Genomic DNA, 16,934 nt, shown 5'->3' on the forward strand with positions numbered 1-16,934 from the left:
CTCAGAGCTTGCGGGAGTAGGACCGCACCGCCAGGGGAGCGAAGATGGCGACCACCGCCGCGCAGCCGAGCAGCGCCCAGCCGACCTCGGCGGTGAGGCGACCCTCGTTGATCAGGTCGCGACAGGCCGTCACCACGTGCGAGACCGGGTTGACCTTCACGAACGCCTCCAGCCAGCCCGGCAGCGAGTCGGCGGGGACGAAGGCGTTGGACAGGAAGGTCAGTGGGAACATGATCATCATCGAGATGCCCTGGACCGCCTGCGCGGAGCGGGCGACGGTGCCGAGCCAGGTGAAGATCCAGGCGAGCGACCATGCCGCGACGATGGTCAGCAGCCAGCCGCCGAGCGTGCCCAGCACGCCGCCACCCGGCCGGTAGCCCATCGCGATGCCGACCAGGATGGTCAGGGTCGCGGCCACCAGGTAGCGGATCACGTCGGCGAGGGCCGGTCCGGCGAGGGGCGCGATCCGTGCGATCGGCAGGGACCGGAAGCGGTCGAAGACGCCCTTGTCCATGTCCTCGCGCAGCTGGGTGCCCATCGCCATGCAGGACGTCAGCGCCGTCTGCGCGAGGATCCCCGGGATGATGATCGGCAGGTAGGCGCTGACGCTGCCCGAGATCGCGCCGCCGAAGACGTAGGCGAACATCGCGGTGAAGAGCAGCGGCTGGATGGTGACGTCGAAGAACTGCTCGGGGTTGCGGCGCATCTTCTTCGTCGCCCGCCAGGCCATGGCCAGGGTCTGGTCGACGGTCTCGCGCAGCGAGGGCCGGGCCGGCAGGGCCGCCGGGTCGAGCGGAGCGCCGACGGCGGAACGGGTGTCGATGGTCGCGGTCATCAGGCCACCTCCTCGGTGGGGTCGCTGTGGTGCCCGGTCAGGGCGAGGAACACCTCGTCGAGCGTGGGCTGGCGGACGGTCGCGGCGGTGATCGAGACCTCCGCCTGGCGCAGCGCGATGAGGATGTCGCCGGCGCGGTCCGCGTCCGCGAGTGGGACGTTGAGTCCGCCGGCCTCCGGGGTGAGCACCGGCGCCTCGCCCAGCGCGCGCTCCACGACGGCGGCCGCGGCGGCCGTCTGGCCCCGCTCGGCCAGGCGCAGGTGCAGCGTCGAGGAGCCCACGCCCGCCTTCAGCTGCTCCGGCGTGCCCTCGGCGACCTTGCGGCCCGCGTCGATGACGGCGATGCGGTCGGCGAGCTGGTCGGCCTCGTCGAGGTACTGGGTGGTCAGCAGGATCGTCGAGCCCTGCGCGACCAGCTCTCGGATGGTGTCCCACATCTGGCCGCGGGTGCGGGGGTCCAGGCCGGTGGTCGGCTCGTCGAGGAAGATCAGCGGCGGGCGGGCGATGAGGGACGCCGCGAGGTCCAGACGCCGTCGCATGCCGCCGGAGAAGGCCTTGATCTGGCGGCCCGCGGCCTCGGTCAGGCCGAAGCGCTCGAGCAGGTCGTCGGCGAGGGCGTAGGCCCGCTGCCGGCGGTGGCCGAGCAGCCGCGCGAAGAGGACCAGGTTCTCGGTCGCGGTCAGGTTCTCGTCCACGGAGGCGTACTGGCCGGTCACGCCGAGCAGCTGGCGGACCCGGTGCGGGTCCGCGGCGACGTCGACGCCGAAGACGGCGGCGCGTCCGCCGTCGATGGGGAGCAGCGTGGCGAGCATGGACAGGGTCGTGGTCTTGCCCGCGCCGTTGGGCCCGAGGACGCCGAAGACCTCGCCTCGCCGTACCTGGAGGTCGATGCCGTCGACGGCCCGGAAGGTCCCGAAGGCCTTGACCAGGCCGCGGGCGTCGACCGCGAGGTCGCGGTCCGGGGGTGGAGGGTGCAGGATGTCGCTCATGGGGCCGAGCGTCCCGCCCGTCGCCTTCAGTCCGCCTTCAGCGGACCCCCTTCGCGGTTTCATGCATGACCCTGTATATTCATGCACATGAGCAGGGTCAGGGCCGCCGTCGCCGGCGCCAGCGGGTACGCCGGGGGTGAGCTCGTCCGGTTGCTGCTGGGCCATCCGGGAGTCGAGATCGGCGCGCTCACCGCGGGCAGCAACGCAGGGGAGCGGCTGGGCGCGCTGCAGCCCCACCTGACGCCCCTGGCGGAGCGGGTGCTCGAGCCGACCACCGCGGAGGTGCTCGCCGGGCACGACGTCGTCTTCCTCGCGCTGCCCCACGGACAGTCCGGCGCGCTCGCCGAGGAGCTGTCCGCGCGGGACGCGGGAGTGGTCGTCATCGACTGCGGCGCCGACTTCCGTCTCGAGGACGCCGGGGCCTGGGAGCGTTTCTACGGCAGCGCCCACGCCGGCACCTGGCCCTACGGGCTGCCCGAGCTGCCCGGCAACCGCGCGGCCCTCCGGGGCGCCACGCGGGTCGCCGTACCCGGCTGCTATCCCACGGTCTCCTCTCTCGCCCTCGCCCCGGCCGTCGCCGGAGGGCTGGTCGTCCCCGACGTCGTCGTCGTCGCCGCCTCCGGCACCAGCGGCGCCGGCAAGGCCGCCAAGCCCCATCTGCTCGGAAGCGAGGTGATGGGCAGCACCAGCGCGTACGGCGTGGGCGGGGTCCACCGGCACACGCCCGAGATCACCCAGAGCCTGAGCCGCGTGGCCGGCACCGGCGCCGAGGTGCGGGTGAGCTTCACGCCCGTGCTCGTGCCGATGCCCCGCGGCATCCTGGCGACCTGCTCGGCGCCTCTCGCCGGCGCCGTGACGGCGGAGGAGGCCCACGCGGTCTACGCCAAGGCCTACGCCGAGGAGCCCTTCGTCCACGTCCTGCCCGCGGGCCAGTGGCCCCAGACCCAGGCGGTCCTCGGCTCCAACGCGGTCCACCTGCAGGTGACCGTCGACGAGGCGGCGGGACGGCTGGTCGCCGTAGGCGCGGTCGACAACCTCGCCAAGGGCACCGCCGGCGCCGCCGTGCAGTGCATGAACCTCGCCCTGGGTCTCGACGAGACCACCGGCCTCTCGACGGTAGGACTGGCCCCGTGACCGAGCTCTCCCTCTCCCGCTATCCCGAGACCCTGGCCGTCGTACGGCTCCCCGCCGGGGCCGAGATCCCGCTGTGGGCGGAGTCGTCCTCGGTCTTCGCGATCACGGCGACCGCCACCGAGACCTCGCTGGTGTGTGCCGGCCGCAGCGTGCCGAAGAAGGCGCGGCACCAGAAGCCATGGACCGCCTTCTGCGTGGACGGCACCCAGGACCTGGCGACGCCGGGTGTCCTGGTCGCCATGCTGAGCCCGCTCGCCGAGGCCGAGGTCCCGGTGTTCGTGCTCTCCACCTTCGACACCGACTGGGTCCTGGTCCCGACGGGCATGGCCGACCGGGCCGAGGAGGCGTGGCGACGATCGGGGCACACCGTCGCCCCCGCCGTCCCCGTCCCATAGCACCCAGCAGAAGGAACCTTCCGTGAGCGTGACCCACCCCGCCGGCTTCGTCGCCGCCGGCGCCGCCATCGGCCTGAAGTCCACCGGCAAGCCCGACCTCGCCCTGGTCCTCAACCAGGGCCCGACCTTCGACTCGGCCTCGGTGTTCACCAGCAACCGGTGCAAGGCCAATCCCGTGCTGTGGAGCGAGCAGGTCGTCAAGGACGGCGTCGTGCGCGCCGTCGTGCTCAACTCCGGTGGAGCGAACTGCTACACCGGCCCCGAGGGCTTCCAGACCACCCACCAGGTCGCCGAGCGGGTCGGCGAGCTCGCCGGGATCGCGCCCGGCGACGTCGTCGTCTGCTCGACCGGCCTGATCGGCCTGGTCAACGACCGCCAGACCCTGCTCGACGGGGTCGCCGCCGTGCACGCCCGGCTCTCGCCGGACGGCGGCGATGCCGCGGCCGAGGCGATCATGACCACCGACACGGTGAGCAAGCAGGTCGTGGTCACCGACGACGCCGGCTGGTCGATCGGCGGCATGGCCAAGGGTGCCGGCATGCTCGCGCCGGCCCTCGCGACCATGCTCGTCGTCATCACGACCGATGCCGTCGTCCCCGCCGGCGACCTGGACGCCGCGCTGCGCGCGGCGACCCGGGTCACCTTCGACCGGCTCGACTCGGACGGCTGCCAGTCGACCAACGACACCGTGACCGTCATGGCGAGCGGTGCGTCCGGCGTGACCCCGACCCGCGCGGACTTCACGGCCGCGCTGACCGAGGTCTGCCGCTCGCTCGCGGTCCAGCTCCTGGCCGACGCCGAGGGAGCCGACCACGAGATCGCGATCACCACCGTCAACGCCGCCTCCGAGGACGACGCGGTCGAGGTCGGCCGGAGCGTGGCCCGCAGCAACCTGTTCAAGGCCGCCGTCTTCGGCAAGGACCCGAACTGGGGCCGGGTGCTCGCGTCGGTCGGTACGACGAGCGCCGCGTTCGACCCTGCCGACCTCGACGTCGCGATGAACGGCGTGTGGGTCTGCCGCAACAGCACCCCCGCCGAGGACCCCGCGCTCGTCGACCTGTCCGAGCGGAAGGTGAGCGTGACCATCGACCTCAAGTCCGGCGACGCCGAGGCGACGGTCTGGACCAACGACCTCACCCACGCCTACGTCCACGAGAACAGCGCCTACTCCTCATGAGCAACCCCGCGGAGACCCACGAGTCGGGCAAGCCCGACCCCTTCAAGGCCGAGACCCTCGCCGGGGCGCTGCCCTGGCTGAAGGCCTACCACGGCAAGGTCGTCGTGGTGAAGTACGGCGGCAACGCCATGACCGACGACGTGCTCAAGCGCGCCTTCGCCGAGGACATCGCCTTCCTCCGCTTCGCCGGCTTCCGACCGGTGGTCGTGCACGGGGGCGGTCCGCAGATCTCCACGATGCTCGACCGGCTCGGCATCGAGTCGGAGTTCCGTGGCGGCCTGCGGGTCACCACGCCCGAGGCGATGGACGTCGTCCGGATGGTGCTGGTCGGCCAGGTGCAGCGCGAGCTCGTGGGACTCATCAACGAGCACGGTCCACTGGCGGTCGGTCTCTCGGGTGAGGACGCGGGGCTGTTCACCGCGGAGCAGACCAACACCGTGGTCGACGGCGAGGAGGTCGACCTCGGGCTGGTCGGCGAGGTCGCGCAGGTCCGGCCCGAGGCGGTGCTGGACCTGATCGAGGCCGGCCGGATCCCGGTGGTCTCGAGCGTCGCGCCCGACGTGGACGGGGTCGTGCACAACGTCAACGCCGACTCGGCCGCCGCCTCGCTGGCCGCCGCCCTCGGCGCCGAGAAGCTGCTCGTCCTCACCGACGTCGAGGGCCTCTACCTCGACTGGCCGGACCCGGAGGAGGTCATCGGCGAGATCAGCCCCGAGGCGCTGGAGGAGATCCTCCCGACCCTGGCGAGCGGCATGATCCCGAAGATGAGCGCCTGCCTGCAGGCCGTGCGCGACGGGGTCAAGCGCGCCACGGTCGTCGACGGGCGCCAGGCGCACGCCGTCCTCCTGGAGCTGTTCACCGACGAGGGTGTGGGCACCCAGGTGCTCCCCGGCGTGACCACGAAGACCCGCAAGGCGAGGGAGACGTCGACGTGACGACCAATGCTGCCTGGACCGAGCGCTACACGGGCGCGCTGATGAACACCTTCGGGCCGCCGAAGACCGTGCTGGCCCGCGGTGCCGGCGCGCACGTGTGGGACGTCGACGGCCGCGAGTACGTCGACCTGCTGGGCGGGATCGCGGTCAACGCGCTGGGCCACGGCCATCCGCGACTGGTCGCCGCGGTCACCGAGCAGCTGCAGACCCTCGGCCACATCTCGAACTTCTTCGCGAGCGCCCCGCAGATCACGCTGGCCGAGCGGCTCGGCGCGCTGCTCCGGGCCGGTGTGGCCGAGCCGGTCGAGACCCGGGTGTTCTTCACCAACTCGGGCGCCGAGGCGAACGAGGCGGCGCTCAAGCTGACCCGGCGTACCGGGCGCACGAAGATCGTCGCGACCGAGGGCTCCTTCCACGGGCGCACCATGGGCGCGCTGGCTCTGACCTCGAAGGCGGCCTACCGCGAGCCCTTCGAGCCGCTGCCCGGCGAGGTCGTCTTCGTCCCCTACGGCGACGCGGCGGCCCTCGAGGCAGCCGTCGACCGGGACACCGCGGCCGTGCTCGTCGAGCCGGTCCAGGGGGAGGCCGGCGTCATCGTGCCGCCGCGCGACTACCTCCCCAGCGCGCAGCAGATCGCCCACGCGAGCGGGGCCCTCCTGTGGCTCGACGAGATCCAGACCGGGGTGGGCCGCACCGGCGCGTGGTTCGCCCACCAGCACCCGGCGCTGGTCGACGCGCCGGTCGTGCCCGACATCGTCACCCTGGCCAAGGGCCTCGCCGGCGGGATTCCCGTCGGCGCCTGCCTGGCGACCCACGGTGCCGGCAAGCTCTTCGACCCCGGCAACCACGGCACCACCTTCGGCGGCAACCCGGTCGCCGCGGCGGCCGCGCTCGCCGTCCTCGACGTGATCGAGGACGAGGGCCTGCTCGCGCACGCCGAGGCCCAGGGGCGAGGCCTGCGCGAGGCGGCCGCAGCGGACCCGCGCGTGGTGGAGACCCGGGGCGAGGGGCTCCTCGTCGGGCTCACGCTCGTCGAGCCGAAGGCCGCCGAGGTGGTCTCCGCCGCCCAGGACGCGGGCTTCCTGCTCAACGCGGCGACGCCGGAGCGGATCCGGATGGCGCCGCCGCTGAACCTTCCCGACACCGACGTGGCGGCCTTCGCCGCCGCCTGGCCGACGATCCTCGACCACGCGGAGGTGGCCCGATGACCCGCTCGTTCCTGCGCGACGACGACCTGACGCCCGCCGAGCAGGCCGAGGTGCTGGCGCTGGCGGCGCAGATGAAGGCCCACCCCTACGACACCAAGCCGCTCGCCGGGCCGCGCACGGTCGCGATGATCTTCGACAAGCCGACCCTGCGCACGCAGGCGTCCTTCGCCGCGGGCATCGCCGAGCTCGGCGGGCACCCGATGCTCGTCGACGGCACGCTCGCGGGGATCGGCAAGCGGGAGTCGGTCGCCGACGTCGCCCGCGTGCTGGGCCGCCAGGCGTCGCAGATCGTGTGGCGCACCTTCGCGCAGGCGAGCCTCGAGGAGATGGCGTCGTACGCCGGGGTTCCCGTCGTCAACGCGCTGACCGACGACTTCCACCCCTGCCAGCTGCTGGCGGACCTGCTCACCATCCGCGAGCACAAGGGCGAGCTGGCCGGCCTGACCGCCGCCTTCCTCGGCGACGGCGCCTGCAACATGGGCAACTCCTGGCTGCTGGCGGGCGCCACCGCGGGCATGCACGTGCGGGTCAGTGGCCCGGACGGCTACGTCCCGGGCGAGGACATGTTCGCCCGCGCCCGCGAGATCGGTGCCGAGACCGGCGGGTCCGGGACTGCGGTGGCCGACCCGCACGAGGCCGTCGCGGGCGCCGACGTCGTGATCACCGACACCTGGGTCTCGATGGGCAAGGAGGACGAGGCGTCCGCCCGCCGCGCCGTCTTCGGCCCCTGGTCGGTGACAGCCGAGCTGGTCGCCGCGGCGAAGCCGGACGCGATCGTGCTGCACTGCCTGCCGGCGTACCGGGGGATGGAGATCGCGGCCGAGGTCATCGACGGGCCGCAGAGCGTCGTGTGGGACGAGGCGGAGAACCGGCGCCACGCCCAGAAGGCGATCCTCTCGTGGCTCGAGGACCAGAGGTCCTGACATGCACGAGCACGCCCTGACCCCGATGACGAAGAGCGCCCGGCAGGCGATCGTCGTCGAGCTGCTGGAGACGCGCGAGGTGCGCTCGCAGCCGGAGCTCGCCGACCTGCTGGGCGAGCGGGGCGTGCACGTCACCCAAGCCACCCTGAGCCGGGACCTGCTCGAGCTCGACGCGGTCAAGGTGCGCTCCGCCAGCGGCGCCCTGGTGTACGCCGTGCCCGCCGAGGGCGGGAACCGCGCGCCCGTGACCGGCGAGGGCGCGGGCGCCCACCACCGCCTCTCGCGCCTGGCCACCGAGCTGCTCGTCAGCGCGGAGGCCAGCGCGAACCTCGTGGTGCTGCGCACGCCCCCGGGTGCGGCCCAGTTCCTGGCCAGCGCGATCGACAAGGTCGAGCTGGCCGACGTGCTGGGCTCGATCGCCGGCGACGACACTGTGCTCGTGATCGGGCGCGATCCCGCCGGGGGAGACGCCCTGGCCCACATGTTCACCGCTCTCGCCGAAGGCGACACCCGAAAGGAACACAGTTGAGCAAGGTCCTGACCTCCCTGCCCCGGGGAGAGCGCGTCGGCATCGCCTTCTCCGGCGGCCTCGACACCTCCGTCGCCGTCGCGTGGATGCGCGCGAAGGGTGCGATCCCCTGCACCTACACCGCCGACATCGGTCAGCCCGACGAGCCCGACATCGCCGGCGTCCCCGTGCGTGCCCGCGAGTACGGCGCCGAGATCGCCCGAGCGGTCGACATCAAGCCGCAGCTGGTCGAGGAGGGGCTCGCCGCCCTCGCCTGCGGCGCCTTCCACATCCGCTCGGGTGCGAAGGCCTACTTCAACACGACCCCGCTCGGTCGCGCCGTGACCGGCACCATGCTGGTGCGCACGATGCAGGCCGACGACGTCAACATCTGGGGCGACGGGTCGACCTACAAGGGCAACGACATCGAGCGCTTCTACCGCTACGGCCTGATGGCCAACCCGGAGCTGCGCATCTACAAGCCGTGGCTCGACGCCGACTTCGTGGCCGAGCTCGGCGGCCGGCACGAGATGAGCGAGTGGCTCCTCGCCCACGGCCTGCCCTACCGCGACTCCACCGAGAAGGCGTACTCCACCGACGCCAACATCTGGGGCGCCACCCACGAGGCGAAGACCCTCGAGCACCTCGACGTCTCCCTCGAGGTCGTCGAGCCGATCATGGGGGTCAAGTTCTGGGACCCCTCCGTGGCCATCGAGACCGAGGACGTGTCGGTCACCTTCGAAGCCGGTCGTCCCGTCGCGATCAACGGCAAGCGGTACGACGACCCGGTCGCGCTGGTGCTGGAGGCGAACGCCATCGGCGGGCGCCACGGCCTGGGCATGTCCGACCAGATCGAGAACCGCATCATCGAGGCGAAGTCGCGTGGCATCTACGAGGCGCCCGGCATGGCGCTGCTGTTCGCGGCGTACGAGCGTCTGCTCAACGCGATCCACAACGAGGACACGCTCGCGAACTACCACCTCGAGGGCCGCAAGCTCGGCCGGCTGCTCTACGAGGGCCGCTGGCTCGACCCGCAGGCTCTGATGCTGCGCGAGTCGATCCAGCGCTGGATCGCCTCGCTCGTCACCGGCACGGTCACCCTGCGCCTGCGTCGCGGCGACGACTACACCATCCTGCGCACCGAGGGCCCGAACTTCTCCTACCACCCCGAGAAGCTGTCGATGGAGCGCGTCGAGAACGCCGCCTTCGGCCCGACGGACCGCATCGGCCAGCTGACCATGCGCAACCTGGACATCGCCGACTCGCGCGCGAAGCTCGAGCAGTACGCCGGCCAGCCGCTCGACCAGGGCACGGTCCTGGTCGAGCACGGCACCCTGTTCGGCGAGCTCCCGGCGGGCGGCTACGACCAGATCACCGCGAACCCCGACGGGGGCGACGAGGGCGAGGCGATCCTCGAGGAGGCGGCGATGGAGCTCGGGACCGACTGATGACGGACGGGGTGACCGACGGGATGGGCGAGGGCGAGCGGGCGGGCCCCGGACGGCCCACGCGGCGCACGGTGGCCCGGGTGCTGCCGGTCAGCGCGCAGGGCAGGGTGCTGCTGCTGCTCGGCTGCGATCCCGCCGTGCCGGCGGTGCGCTACTGGTTCTCGGTCGGCGGCGCGGCCGATCCGGGGGAGTCCCTGGCGCAGGCGGCGGCCCGGGAGCTGCGGGAGGAGACCGGCATCGTGGTGTCCGCGGACCGGCTCGGTGAGCCGTTCGGGACCTTCGAGGTCGCGTTCTCGTGGAACGGCCGCGACTACGTCAACGAGTCCACCCTGTTCGCGGTCGCGCTCGAGGAGACGCCCGTCAGCTTCGAGGGACTGGACCTGCTGGAGTCGCAGTCGATCTTCGACGCGGCCTGGTGGACGCCCGAGGACCTCGAGCGGGACGGCCGTGCGGTGGACCCGCGGCTGGTCGACCAGATGCGAGCGGCGATCGGCCACGTACGAGGAGTGAGGGCATGAGCGAGACCAACACCGGCAAGCTGTGGGGCGGGCGCTTCGAGGGCGGGCCGTCGCCGGAGCTCGACGCGCTCTCGCGCTCGACCCACTTCGACTGGCGCCTCGGCCTCTACGACATCGCGGGCTCCCACGCCCACGCGAAGGCGCTCGGTGCGGCGGGCCTGCTCAGCGCCGACGAGGAGGCCGAGCTGCACCGCGGGCTCGACGCTCTCGCCCGCCGCTTCAGCGACGGCTCGCTCCGGCCCGGCCCCGCCGACGAGGACGTCCACGGCGCGCTCGAGCGGCTGCTCATCGAGGAGGTCGGCCCCGAGGTCGGCGGCAAGCTGCGGGCCGGGCGCTCGCGCAACGACCAGATCGCCACGCTCTTCCGGTGCTACCTGCTCGACCACGCGGTCACGGTCGCCGGCCTGGTCCTCGACCTGGTGGACGCGCTGGCCGACCAGGCCGAGCGGCACCTGACCTCGGTGGACGGGGGACCCGCCGTCATGCCCGGGCGGACCCACCTGCAGCACGCGCAGCCGGTCCTGCTCTCCCACCATCTGCTCGCGCACGCCTGGGCGCTGCTGCGCGACGTCGACCGGCTCGGCGACTGGCGCCGGCGGGTGGCCGGCGACTCGCCGTACGGCTCCGGCGCGCTGGCGGGCCAGAGCCTGGGCCTCGACCCCGAGCTGGTGGCCCGCGAGCTGGGCTTCACCGGCTCGACCGCGAACTCGATCGACGGCACGGCATCGCGCGACTTCGTGGCAGAGTTCGCCTTCGTCGCCGCACAGACCGGCATCGACATCAGCCGGATCGCCGAGGAGGTGATCTTGTGGGCGACGAAGGAGTTCGGCTTCGTGACGCTGCACGACTCCTGGTCGACCGGGTCGAGCATCATGCCGCAGAAGAAGAACCCGGACATCTCCGAGCTCGCCCGAGGCAAGGCCGGGCGCCTGGTCGGCAACCTCACCGGGCTGCTCACCACGCTGAAGGCTCTGCCGCTTGCCTACAACCGCGACCTGCAGGAGGACAAGGAACCGGTGTTCGACTCGGTCGACACCCTCGAGGTCCTGCTGCCGGCGTTCACCGGTCAGATCGCGACGCTCGTCTTCGACACCGTGCGGATGGGTGAGCTGGCCCCGCAGGGCTTCTCGCTCGCGACCGACATCGCCGAGTGGCTGGTCAAGCAGGGCGTGCCGTTCCGGGTCGCCCACGAGCTGGCCGGTGCGTGCGTGCGCGAGTGCGAGGGGCTCGGCATCGAGCTCGACGAGCTCACCGACGAGCAGTTCGCTGCCATCTCGCCGCACCTGACCGCGGAGGTACGCGCCGTCCTGACGGTCGCCGGGTCGGTCGCCTCGCGGGACGGGCGCGGGGGCACCGCTCCGGTCCGTGTCGCCGAACAGCTCGCTGACCTGCGCAAACGCGTCCAGGCGGCGCGCTCCGCGCGCTGAGGGGGACCCCGATTTGCAACGAGGGGGACGTTTGCTGTTAATGTTCTTCTCGTTGCGGGGAACGCAGCGAGAACCTCCGGGGCAAGGCCCCAAACACGAGGTTTCGCCGCGTCCGCAGCACGGTTCAGATCCAGGTCTGAGACTCCGGTCGCCCGGAGTTGACGAGCAGGAGGCGAACCACTAACGTTTCACAGGTTGCCCCGCGACCGAAGCCCACGAGGCCGAGGCGTGAGTGCGTGTGATGTTTGAGAACTCAACAGTGTGTCATGCATAGATTGTTGCGAATGTTTGTGTGCGCCTGATCCTGTTTGGGGTTGGGTGTGTGTTTTCGGCAATGATGATTCTGATGACAAGTTTTTGTCAGTGGGGTCGTGTTGTCAGGTTTGGATTTTCTTATGGAGAGTTTGATCCTGGCTCAGGACGAACGCTGGCGGCGTGCTTAACACATGCAAGTCGAGCGGAAAGGCTCCTTCGGGGGTACTCGAGCGGCGAACGGGTGAGTAACACGTGAGTAATCTGCCCTGTGCTCTGGGATAGCCACCGGAAACGGTGATTAATACCGGATATGACACTGTCACGCATGTGGTGGTGTGGAAAGTTTTTTCGGCGCAGGATGTGCTCGCGGCCTATCAGCTTGTTGGTGAGGTAATGGCTCACCAAGGCTTTGACGGGTAGCCGGCCTGAGAGGGTGACCGGTCACACTGGGACTGAGACACGGCCCAGACTCCTACGGGAGGCAGCAGTGGGGAATATTGGACAATGGGCGGAAGCCTGATCCAGCAACGCCGCGTGAGGGATGACGGCCTTCGGGTTGTAAACCTCTTTCAACTCCGACGAAGCGCAAGTGACGGTAGGGGTAGAAGAAGGACCGGCCAACTACGTGCCAGCAGCCGCGGTAATACGTAGGGTCCGAGCGTTGTCCGGAATTATTGGGCGTAAAGGGCTCGTAGGCGGTTTGTCGCGTCGGGAGTGAAAACAGCCAGCTTAACTGGTTGCTTGCTTTCGATACGGGCAGACTAGAGGTATGCAGGGGAGAATGGAATTCCTGGTGTAGCGGTGAAATGCGCAGATATCAGGAGGAACACCGGTGGCGAAGGCGGTTCTCTGGGCATTACCTGACGCTGAGGAGCGAAAGTGTGGGGAGCGAACAGGATTAGATACCCTGGTAGTCCACACCGTAAACGTTGGGCGCTAGGTGTGGGACCTATTCCATGGGTTCCGTGCCGTAGCTAACGCATTAAGCGCCCCGCCTGGGGAGTACGGCCGCAAGGCTAAAACTCAAAGGAATTGACGGGGGCCCGCACAAGCGGCGGAGCATGCGGATTAATTCGATGCAACGCGAAGAACCTTACCTGGGTTTGACATACACCGGAAGCCCCTAGAGATAGGGGTCTCTTTGATACTGGTGTACAGGTGGTGCATGGCTGTCGTCAGCTCGTGTCGTGAGATGTTGGGTTAAGTCCCGCAACGAGCGCAACCCTCGTTCCATGTTGCCAGCGGGTTATGCCGGGGACTCATGGGAGACTGCCGGGGTCAACTCGGAGGAAGGTGGGGATGACGTCAAGTCATCATGCCCCTTATGTCCAGGGCTTCACGCATGCTACAATGGCCGGTACAAAGGGCTGCGATCCCGTGAGGGGGAGCGAATCCCAAAAAGCCGGTCTCAGTTCGGATTGGGGTCTGCAACTCGACCCCATGAAGTCGGAGTCGCTAGTAATCGCAGATCAGCAACGCTGCGGTGAATACGTTCCCGGGCCTTGTACACACCGCCCGTCACGTCACGAAAGTCGGCAACACCCGAAGCCGGTGGCCTAACCCTTGTGGGGGGAGCCGTCGAAGGTGGGGCTGGCGATTGGGACGAAGTCGTAACAAGGTAGCCGTACCGGAAGGTGCGGCTGGATCACCTCCTTTCTAAGGAGCACACCCGTTGTCGGCGGCCGAGTGAGTCGTTGACTGTTTGGGGTGTTCGCTAGTGGAACGCAGCAATCGTTGGGCATGTCTGTTCGGTGGGGTTGTCTCGTCGGGTGGGTGTGTTCGGTAGGTGTGGCACGCTGTTGGGTGTCTGAGGCATCAGACGTCTGCTCGAGCTGGTCTTGGGTGGGTGCTGGTTGGGCTTCTGGTTGTTTGATTTCTTCATAGTGGACGCGAGCATTAATTATAGTGTTTGTTTCGTGATTGTTTTGTGTGTTCTCTTAATTGGTTTGCTTCACTTCGATCGTTGATGCATCGACGGCTTTTGTTGTTGTGTGTGTTGGTGGTTTGTTGTGGGCAAGTTGTTAAGGGCACATGGTGGATGCCTTGGCATCGAGAGCCGATGAAGGACGTTGGAGCCTGCGATATGCCCTGGGGAGTTGGCAACCGAGCGTTGATCCGGGGATGTCCGAATGGGGAAACCCAGCTGGAGTCATGTCCAGTTACCTGCACCTGAATGAAATAGGGTGTGTGGAGGGAACACGGGGAAGTGAAACATCTCAGTACCCGTAGGAAGAGAAAACAAAAGTGATTCCGAGAGTAGTGGCGAGCGAAATCGGATGAGGCTAAACCCATGTCGTGTGATAGCCGGCAGGCGTTGCGGTGTGGGGGTTGTGGGAGTGTTGTTGCTGTCTCTGCCGGGATGGCGCGCAGTAAGAAACCAGATGCGAGGTCGAAGTCCGTTGGAAAGCGGTGCCGGAGCGGGTGATAGCCCCGTAGACGACAGTGTCTGGCTGTGTTCAGCATTTCCCAAGTAACACGCTACTCCTGGAATGGTGTGTGAATCTGGCGGGACCACCCGTTAAGCCTAAATACTCCTCGATGACCGATAGCGGACCAGTACCGTGAGGGAAAGGTGAAAAGTACCCCTGGCGGGGAGTGAAATAGTACCTGAAACCATGTGCCTACAATCCGTCGGAGCCTGTTGTGGGTGACGGCGTGCCTTTTGAAGAATGAGCCTGCGAGTTAGCGATACGTGGCGAGGTTAACCCGTGTGGGGAAGCCGTAGCGAAAGCGAGTCCGAATAGGGCGTTTGAGTCGCGTGTTCTAGACCCGAAGCGGAGTGATCTATCCATGGGCAGGTTGAAGCGCCGGTAAGACGGCGTGGAGGACCGAACCCACTTCAGTTGAAAATGGAGGGGATGACCTGTGGATAGGGGTGAAAGGCCAATCAAACTCCGTGATAGCTGGTTCTCCCCGAAATGCATTTAGGTGCAGCGTTGCGTGTTTCTTGCCGGAGGTAGAGCACTGGATAGCCGATGGGCCCTACAAGGTTACTGACGTTAGCCAAACTCCGAATGCCGGTAAGTGAGAGCGTGGCAGTGAGACTGCGGGGGATAAGCTTCGTAGTCGAGAGGGAAACAGCCCAGACCATCGGCTAAGGCCCCTAAGAGGTGGCTAAGTGGAAAAGGATGTGGAGTCGCAGTGACAACCAGGAGGTTGGCTTGGAAGCAGCCACCCTTGAAAGAGTGCGTAATAGCTCACTGGTCAAGTGATTCCGCGCCGACAATGTAGCGGGGCTCAAGCCATCCGCCGAAGCCATGGCAATCGCATGTCAACCCAAGCCCCACGTGATGGTGGTTCAGGGGTGCGGTTGGGTAGGGGAGCGTCGTGTCAGGGGTGAAGCGCCGGAGTGATCCAGGTGTGGACGTGACACGAGTGAGAATGCAGGCATGAGTAGCGAATCACGGGTGAGAAACCCGTGCGCCGATTGATCAAGGGTTCCAGGGTCAAGCTAATCTGCCCTGGGTAAGTCGGGACCTAAGGCGAGGCCGACAGGCGTAGTCGATGGACAACGGGTTGATATTCCCGTACCGGCGAAATGGCGCCCATGACGAGCCCGGTGATGCTAACCACCCGAAGCGCAGCTGACCGATCCCTTCGGGGTGAGGCGGTTGTGTGGAGCGTGGGATCCGATCCGGTAGTAGTCAAGCGATGGGGTGACACAGGAAGGTAGCCCAACCGCCGCGATGGTAGACGGCGGGTAAGCATGTAGGACGTGGCCTAGGCAAATCCGGGTCGCAGCCCTTGGGTGGGTGAGTCTGAGATGTGATGCCGAGGCCGTATGGCCGAAGTGGGTGATCCTATGCTGTCGAGAAAAACCTCTAGCGAGCCATGAGCCGCCCGTACCCGAAACCGACTCAGGTGATCAGGTAGAGAATACCGAGGCGATCGAGACAACCATGGTTAAGGAACTCGGCAAAATGCCCCCGTAACTTAGGGATAAGGGGGGCCCGATGTGTGAACCCACTTGCTGGGGGAAGCACAGGAGGCCGCAGAGACCAGGGGAAAGCGACTGTTTACTAAAAACACAGGTCCGTGCGAAGTTGTAAGACGATGTATACGGACTGACTCCTGCCCGGTGCTGGAAGGTTAAGAGGACGGGTTAGACGTCAAGTCGAAGCTCAGAATTTAAGCCCCAGTAAACGGCGGTGGTAACTATAACCATCCTAAGGTAGCGAAATTCCTTGTCGGGTAAGTTCCGACCTGCACGAATGGAGTAACGACTTTCCTACTGTCTCAACCATGGACTCGGCGAAATTGCACTACGAGTAAAGATGCTCGTTACGCGCGGCAGGACGGAAAGACCCCGGGACCTTTACTATAGTTTGGCATTGGTGTTTGGTTCGGCTTGTGTAGGATAGGTGGGAGACTGTGAAGCCTCGACGCCAGTTGGGGTGGAGTCATCGTTGAAATACCACTCTGGTCGTACTAGATGTCTAACCTAGGGCCATGATCTGGTTCAGGGACAGTGCCTGATGGGTAGTTTAACTGGGGCGGTTGCCTCCCAAAATGTAACGGAGGCGCTCAAAGGTTCCCTCAGCCTGGTTGGCAATCAGGTGTTGAGTGTAAGTGCACAAGGGAGCTTGACTGTGAGACAGACATGTCGAGCAGGGACGAAAGTCGGAACTAGTGATCCGGCCACTGCGAGTGGAAGCGTGGTCGCTCAACGGATAAAAGGTACCCCGGGGATAACAGGCTGATCTTCCCCAAGAGTCCATATCGACGGGATGGTTTGGCACCTCGATGTCGGCTCGTCGCATCCTGGGGCTGGAGTAGGTCCCAAGGGTTGGGCTGTTCGCCCATTAAAGCGGCACGCGAGCTGGGTTTAGAACGTCGTGAGACAGTTCGGTCCCTATCCGCCGCGCGCGTAGGAAACTTGAGAAAGGCTGTCCCTAGTACGAGAGGACCGGGATGGACGAACCTCTGGTGTGCCAGTTGTACCGCCAGGTGCATGGCTGGTTGGCTACGTTCGGAAGTGATAACCGCTGAACGCATCTAAGCGGGAAGCACGTTTCAAGATGAGGTTTCCCACCCCTTTGTGGGTTAAGGCCCCCAGCAGAACACTGGGTTGATAGGCCGGAGGTGTACAGCAGTAATGCCCAGCCGACCGGTACTAATAGGCCGAAGACTTGCCACAACAAACCACTTACACACCCAACAACACCAAACAACACCAGTTGTG

12 protein-coding genes and 2 rRNA genes are annotated in these 16,934 nt (G+C 67.3%); 12 read left to right on the top strand and 2 right to left on the bottom strand.

Translation table 11 applies throughout. The features are described 5' to 3' along the window. Nucleotide 1: 1 nt before the first annotated feature. Together ACJ5H2_RS09640 and ACJ5H2_RS09645 are read right to left on the bottom strand one after the other, a co-directional pair. The gene (locus ACJ5H2_RS09640; protein ID WP_408899346.1) at nucleotides 2-835 is read right to left on the bottom strand and encodes an ABC transporter permease; all 834 of its coding nucleotides are present in this window, start codon (nucleotides 833-835) and stop codon (nucleotides 2-4) included. After that, nucleotides 835-1,824, bottom strand: coding sequence for an ATP-binding cassette domain-containing protein (locus ACJ5H2_RS09645; protein ID WP_408899347.1), 990 nt, complete (start codon nucleotides 1,822-1,824; stop codon nucleotides 835-837). The genes ACJ5H2_RS09640 and ACJ5H2_RS09645 overlap by 1 nt, the downstream gene beginning before the upstream one ends. 81 nt (nucleotides 1,825-1,905) lie before the next feature. On the opposite strand from ACJ5H2_RS09645, the gene argC reads away from it, so the two are divergent. The 12 genes from argC to ACJ5H2_RS09705 all read left to right on the top strand — a co-directional run bounded on the left by argC (nucleotide 1,906) and on the right by ACJ5H2_RS09705 (nucleotide 16,889). Next, the gene (argC, locus tag ACJ5H2_RS09650) at nucleotides 1,906-2,958 is read left to right on the top strand and encodes an N-acetyl-gamma-glutamyl-phosphate reductase (protein WP_408899348.1); all 1,053 of its coding nucleotides are present in this window, start codon (nucleotides 1,906-1,908) and stop codon (nucleotides 2,956-2,958) included. Further along, nucleotides 2,955-3,353 (top strand): ACT domain-containing protein, encoded by a 399-nt coding sequence (locus ACJ5H2_RS09655; protein ID WP_408899349.1) that lies wholly within the window; start codon nucleotides 2,955-2,957, stop codon nucleotides 3,351-3,353. The genes argC and ACJ5H2_RS09655 overlap by 4 nt, the downstream gene beginning before the upstream one ends. Nucleotides 3,354-3,375: 22 nt before the next feature. Beyond that, nucleotides 3,376-4,530, top strand: coding sequence for a bifunctional glutamate N-acetyltransferase/amino-acid acetyltransferase ArgJ (gene argJ, locus ACJ5H2_RS09660; protein ID WP_408899350.1), 1,155 nt, complete (start codon nucleotides 3,376-3,378; stop codon nucleotides 4,528-4,530). Beyond that, nucleotides 4,527-5,465, top strand: coding sequence for an acetylglutamate kinase (gene argB, locus ACJ5H2_RS09665; RefSeq protein WP_408899351.1), 939 nt, complete (start codon nucleotides 4,527-4,529; stop codon nucleotides 5,463-5,465). The genes argJ and argB overlap by 4 nt, the downstream gene beginning before the upstream one ends. Before the next feature lie 41 nt (nucleotides 5,466-5,506). Continuing rightward, nucleotides 5,507-6,673 (top strand): acetylornithine transaminase, encoded by a 1,167-nt coding sequence (locus tag ACJ5H2_RS09670; RefSeq protein ID WP_408899615.1) that lies wholly within the window; start codon nucleotides 5,507-5,509, stop codon nucleotides 6,671-6,673. Then, nucleotides 6,670-7,596, top strand: a complete 927-nt coding sequence (argF, locus tag ACJ5H2_RS09675; RefSeq protein ID WP_408899352.1) for an ornithine carbamoyltransferase — start codon at nucleotides 6,670-6,672, stop codon at nucleotides 7,594-7,596. Before ACJ5H2_RS09670 ends, argF begins: the two co-directional genes overlap by 4 nt. Nucleotide 7,597: 1 nt before the next feature. Continuing rightward, nucleotides 7,598-8,125, top strand: a complete 528-nt coding sequence (locus ACJ5H2_RS09680; RefSeq protein ID WP_408899353.1) for an arginine repressor — start codon at nucleotides 7,598-7,600, stop codon at nucleotides 8,123-8,125. Then, complete coding sequence (gene argG / locus ACJ5H2_RS09685) at nucleotides 8,122-9,552, top strand: argininosuccinate synthase (RefSeq protein ID WP_408899354.1); 1,431 nt, start codon at nucleotides 8,122-8,124, stop codon at nucleotides 9,550-9,552. The genes ACJ5H2_RS09680 and argG overlap by 4 nt, the downstream gene beginning before the upstream one ends. Then, on the top strand, nucleotides 9,552-10,070 hold the full coding sequence (locus ACJ5H2_RS09690) for an NUDIX hydrolase (protein ID WP_408899355.1): 519 nt from the start codon (nucleotides 9,552-9,554) through the stop codon (nucleotides 10,068-10,070). The genes argG and ACJ5H2_RS09690 overlap by 1 nt, the downstream gene beginning before the upstream one ends. Further along, nucleotides 10,067-11,497, top strand: coding sequence for an argininosuccinate lyase (gene argH, locus ACJ5H2_RS09695; RefSeq protein WP_408899356.1), 1,431 nt, complete (start codon nucleotides 10,067-10,069; stop codon nucleotides 11,495-11,497). Before ACJ5H2_RS09690 ends, argH begins: the two co-directional genes overlap by 4 nt. Before the next feature lie 392 nt (nucleotides 11,498-11,889). After that, a 16S ribosomal RNA gene (locus tag ACJ5H2_RS09700) occupies nucleotides 11,890-13,408 on the top strand. A gap of 355 nt (nucleotides 13,409-13,763) precedes the next feature. Then, nucleotides 13,764-16,889: ribosomal RNA gene (locus ACJ5H2_RS09705) — 23S ribosomal RNA — on the top strand. Together the 16S and 23S rRNA genes form the textbook arrangement of a ribosomal RNA operon. Nucleotides 16,890-16,934 lie beyond the last annotated feature (45 nt).

It is taken from the genome of Nocardioides pymetrozini, from assembly GCF_046058985.1.
In the GTDB taxonomy this organism is placed as follows: domain Bacteria; phylum Actinomycetota; class Actinomycetes; order Propionibacteriales; family Nocardioidaceae; genus Nocardioides.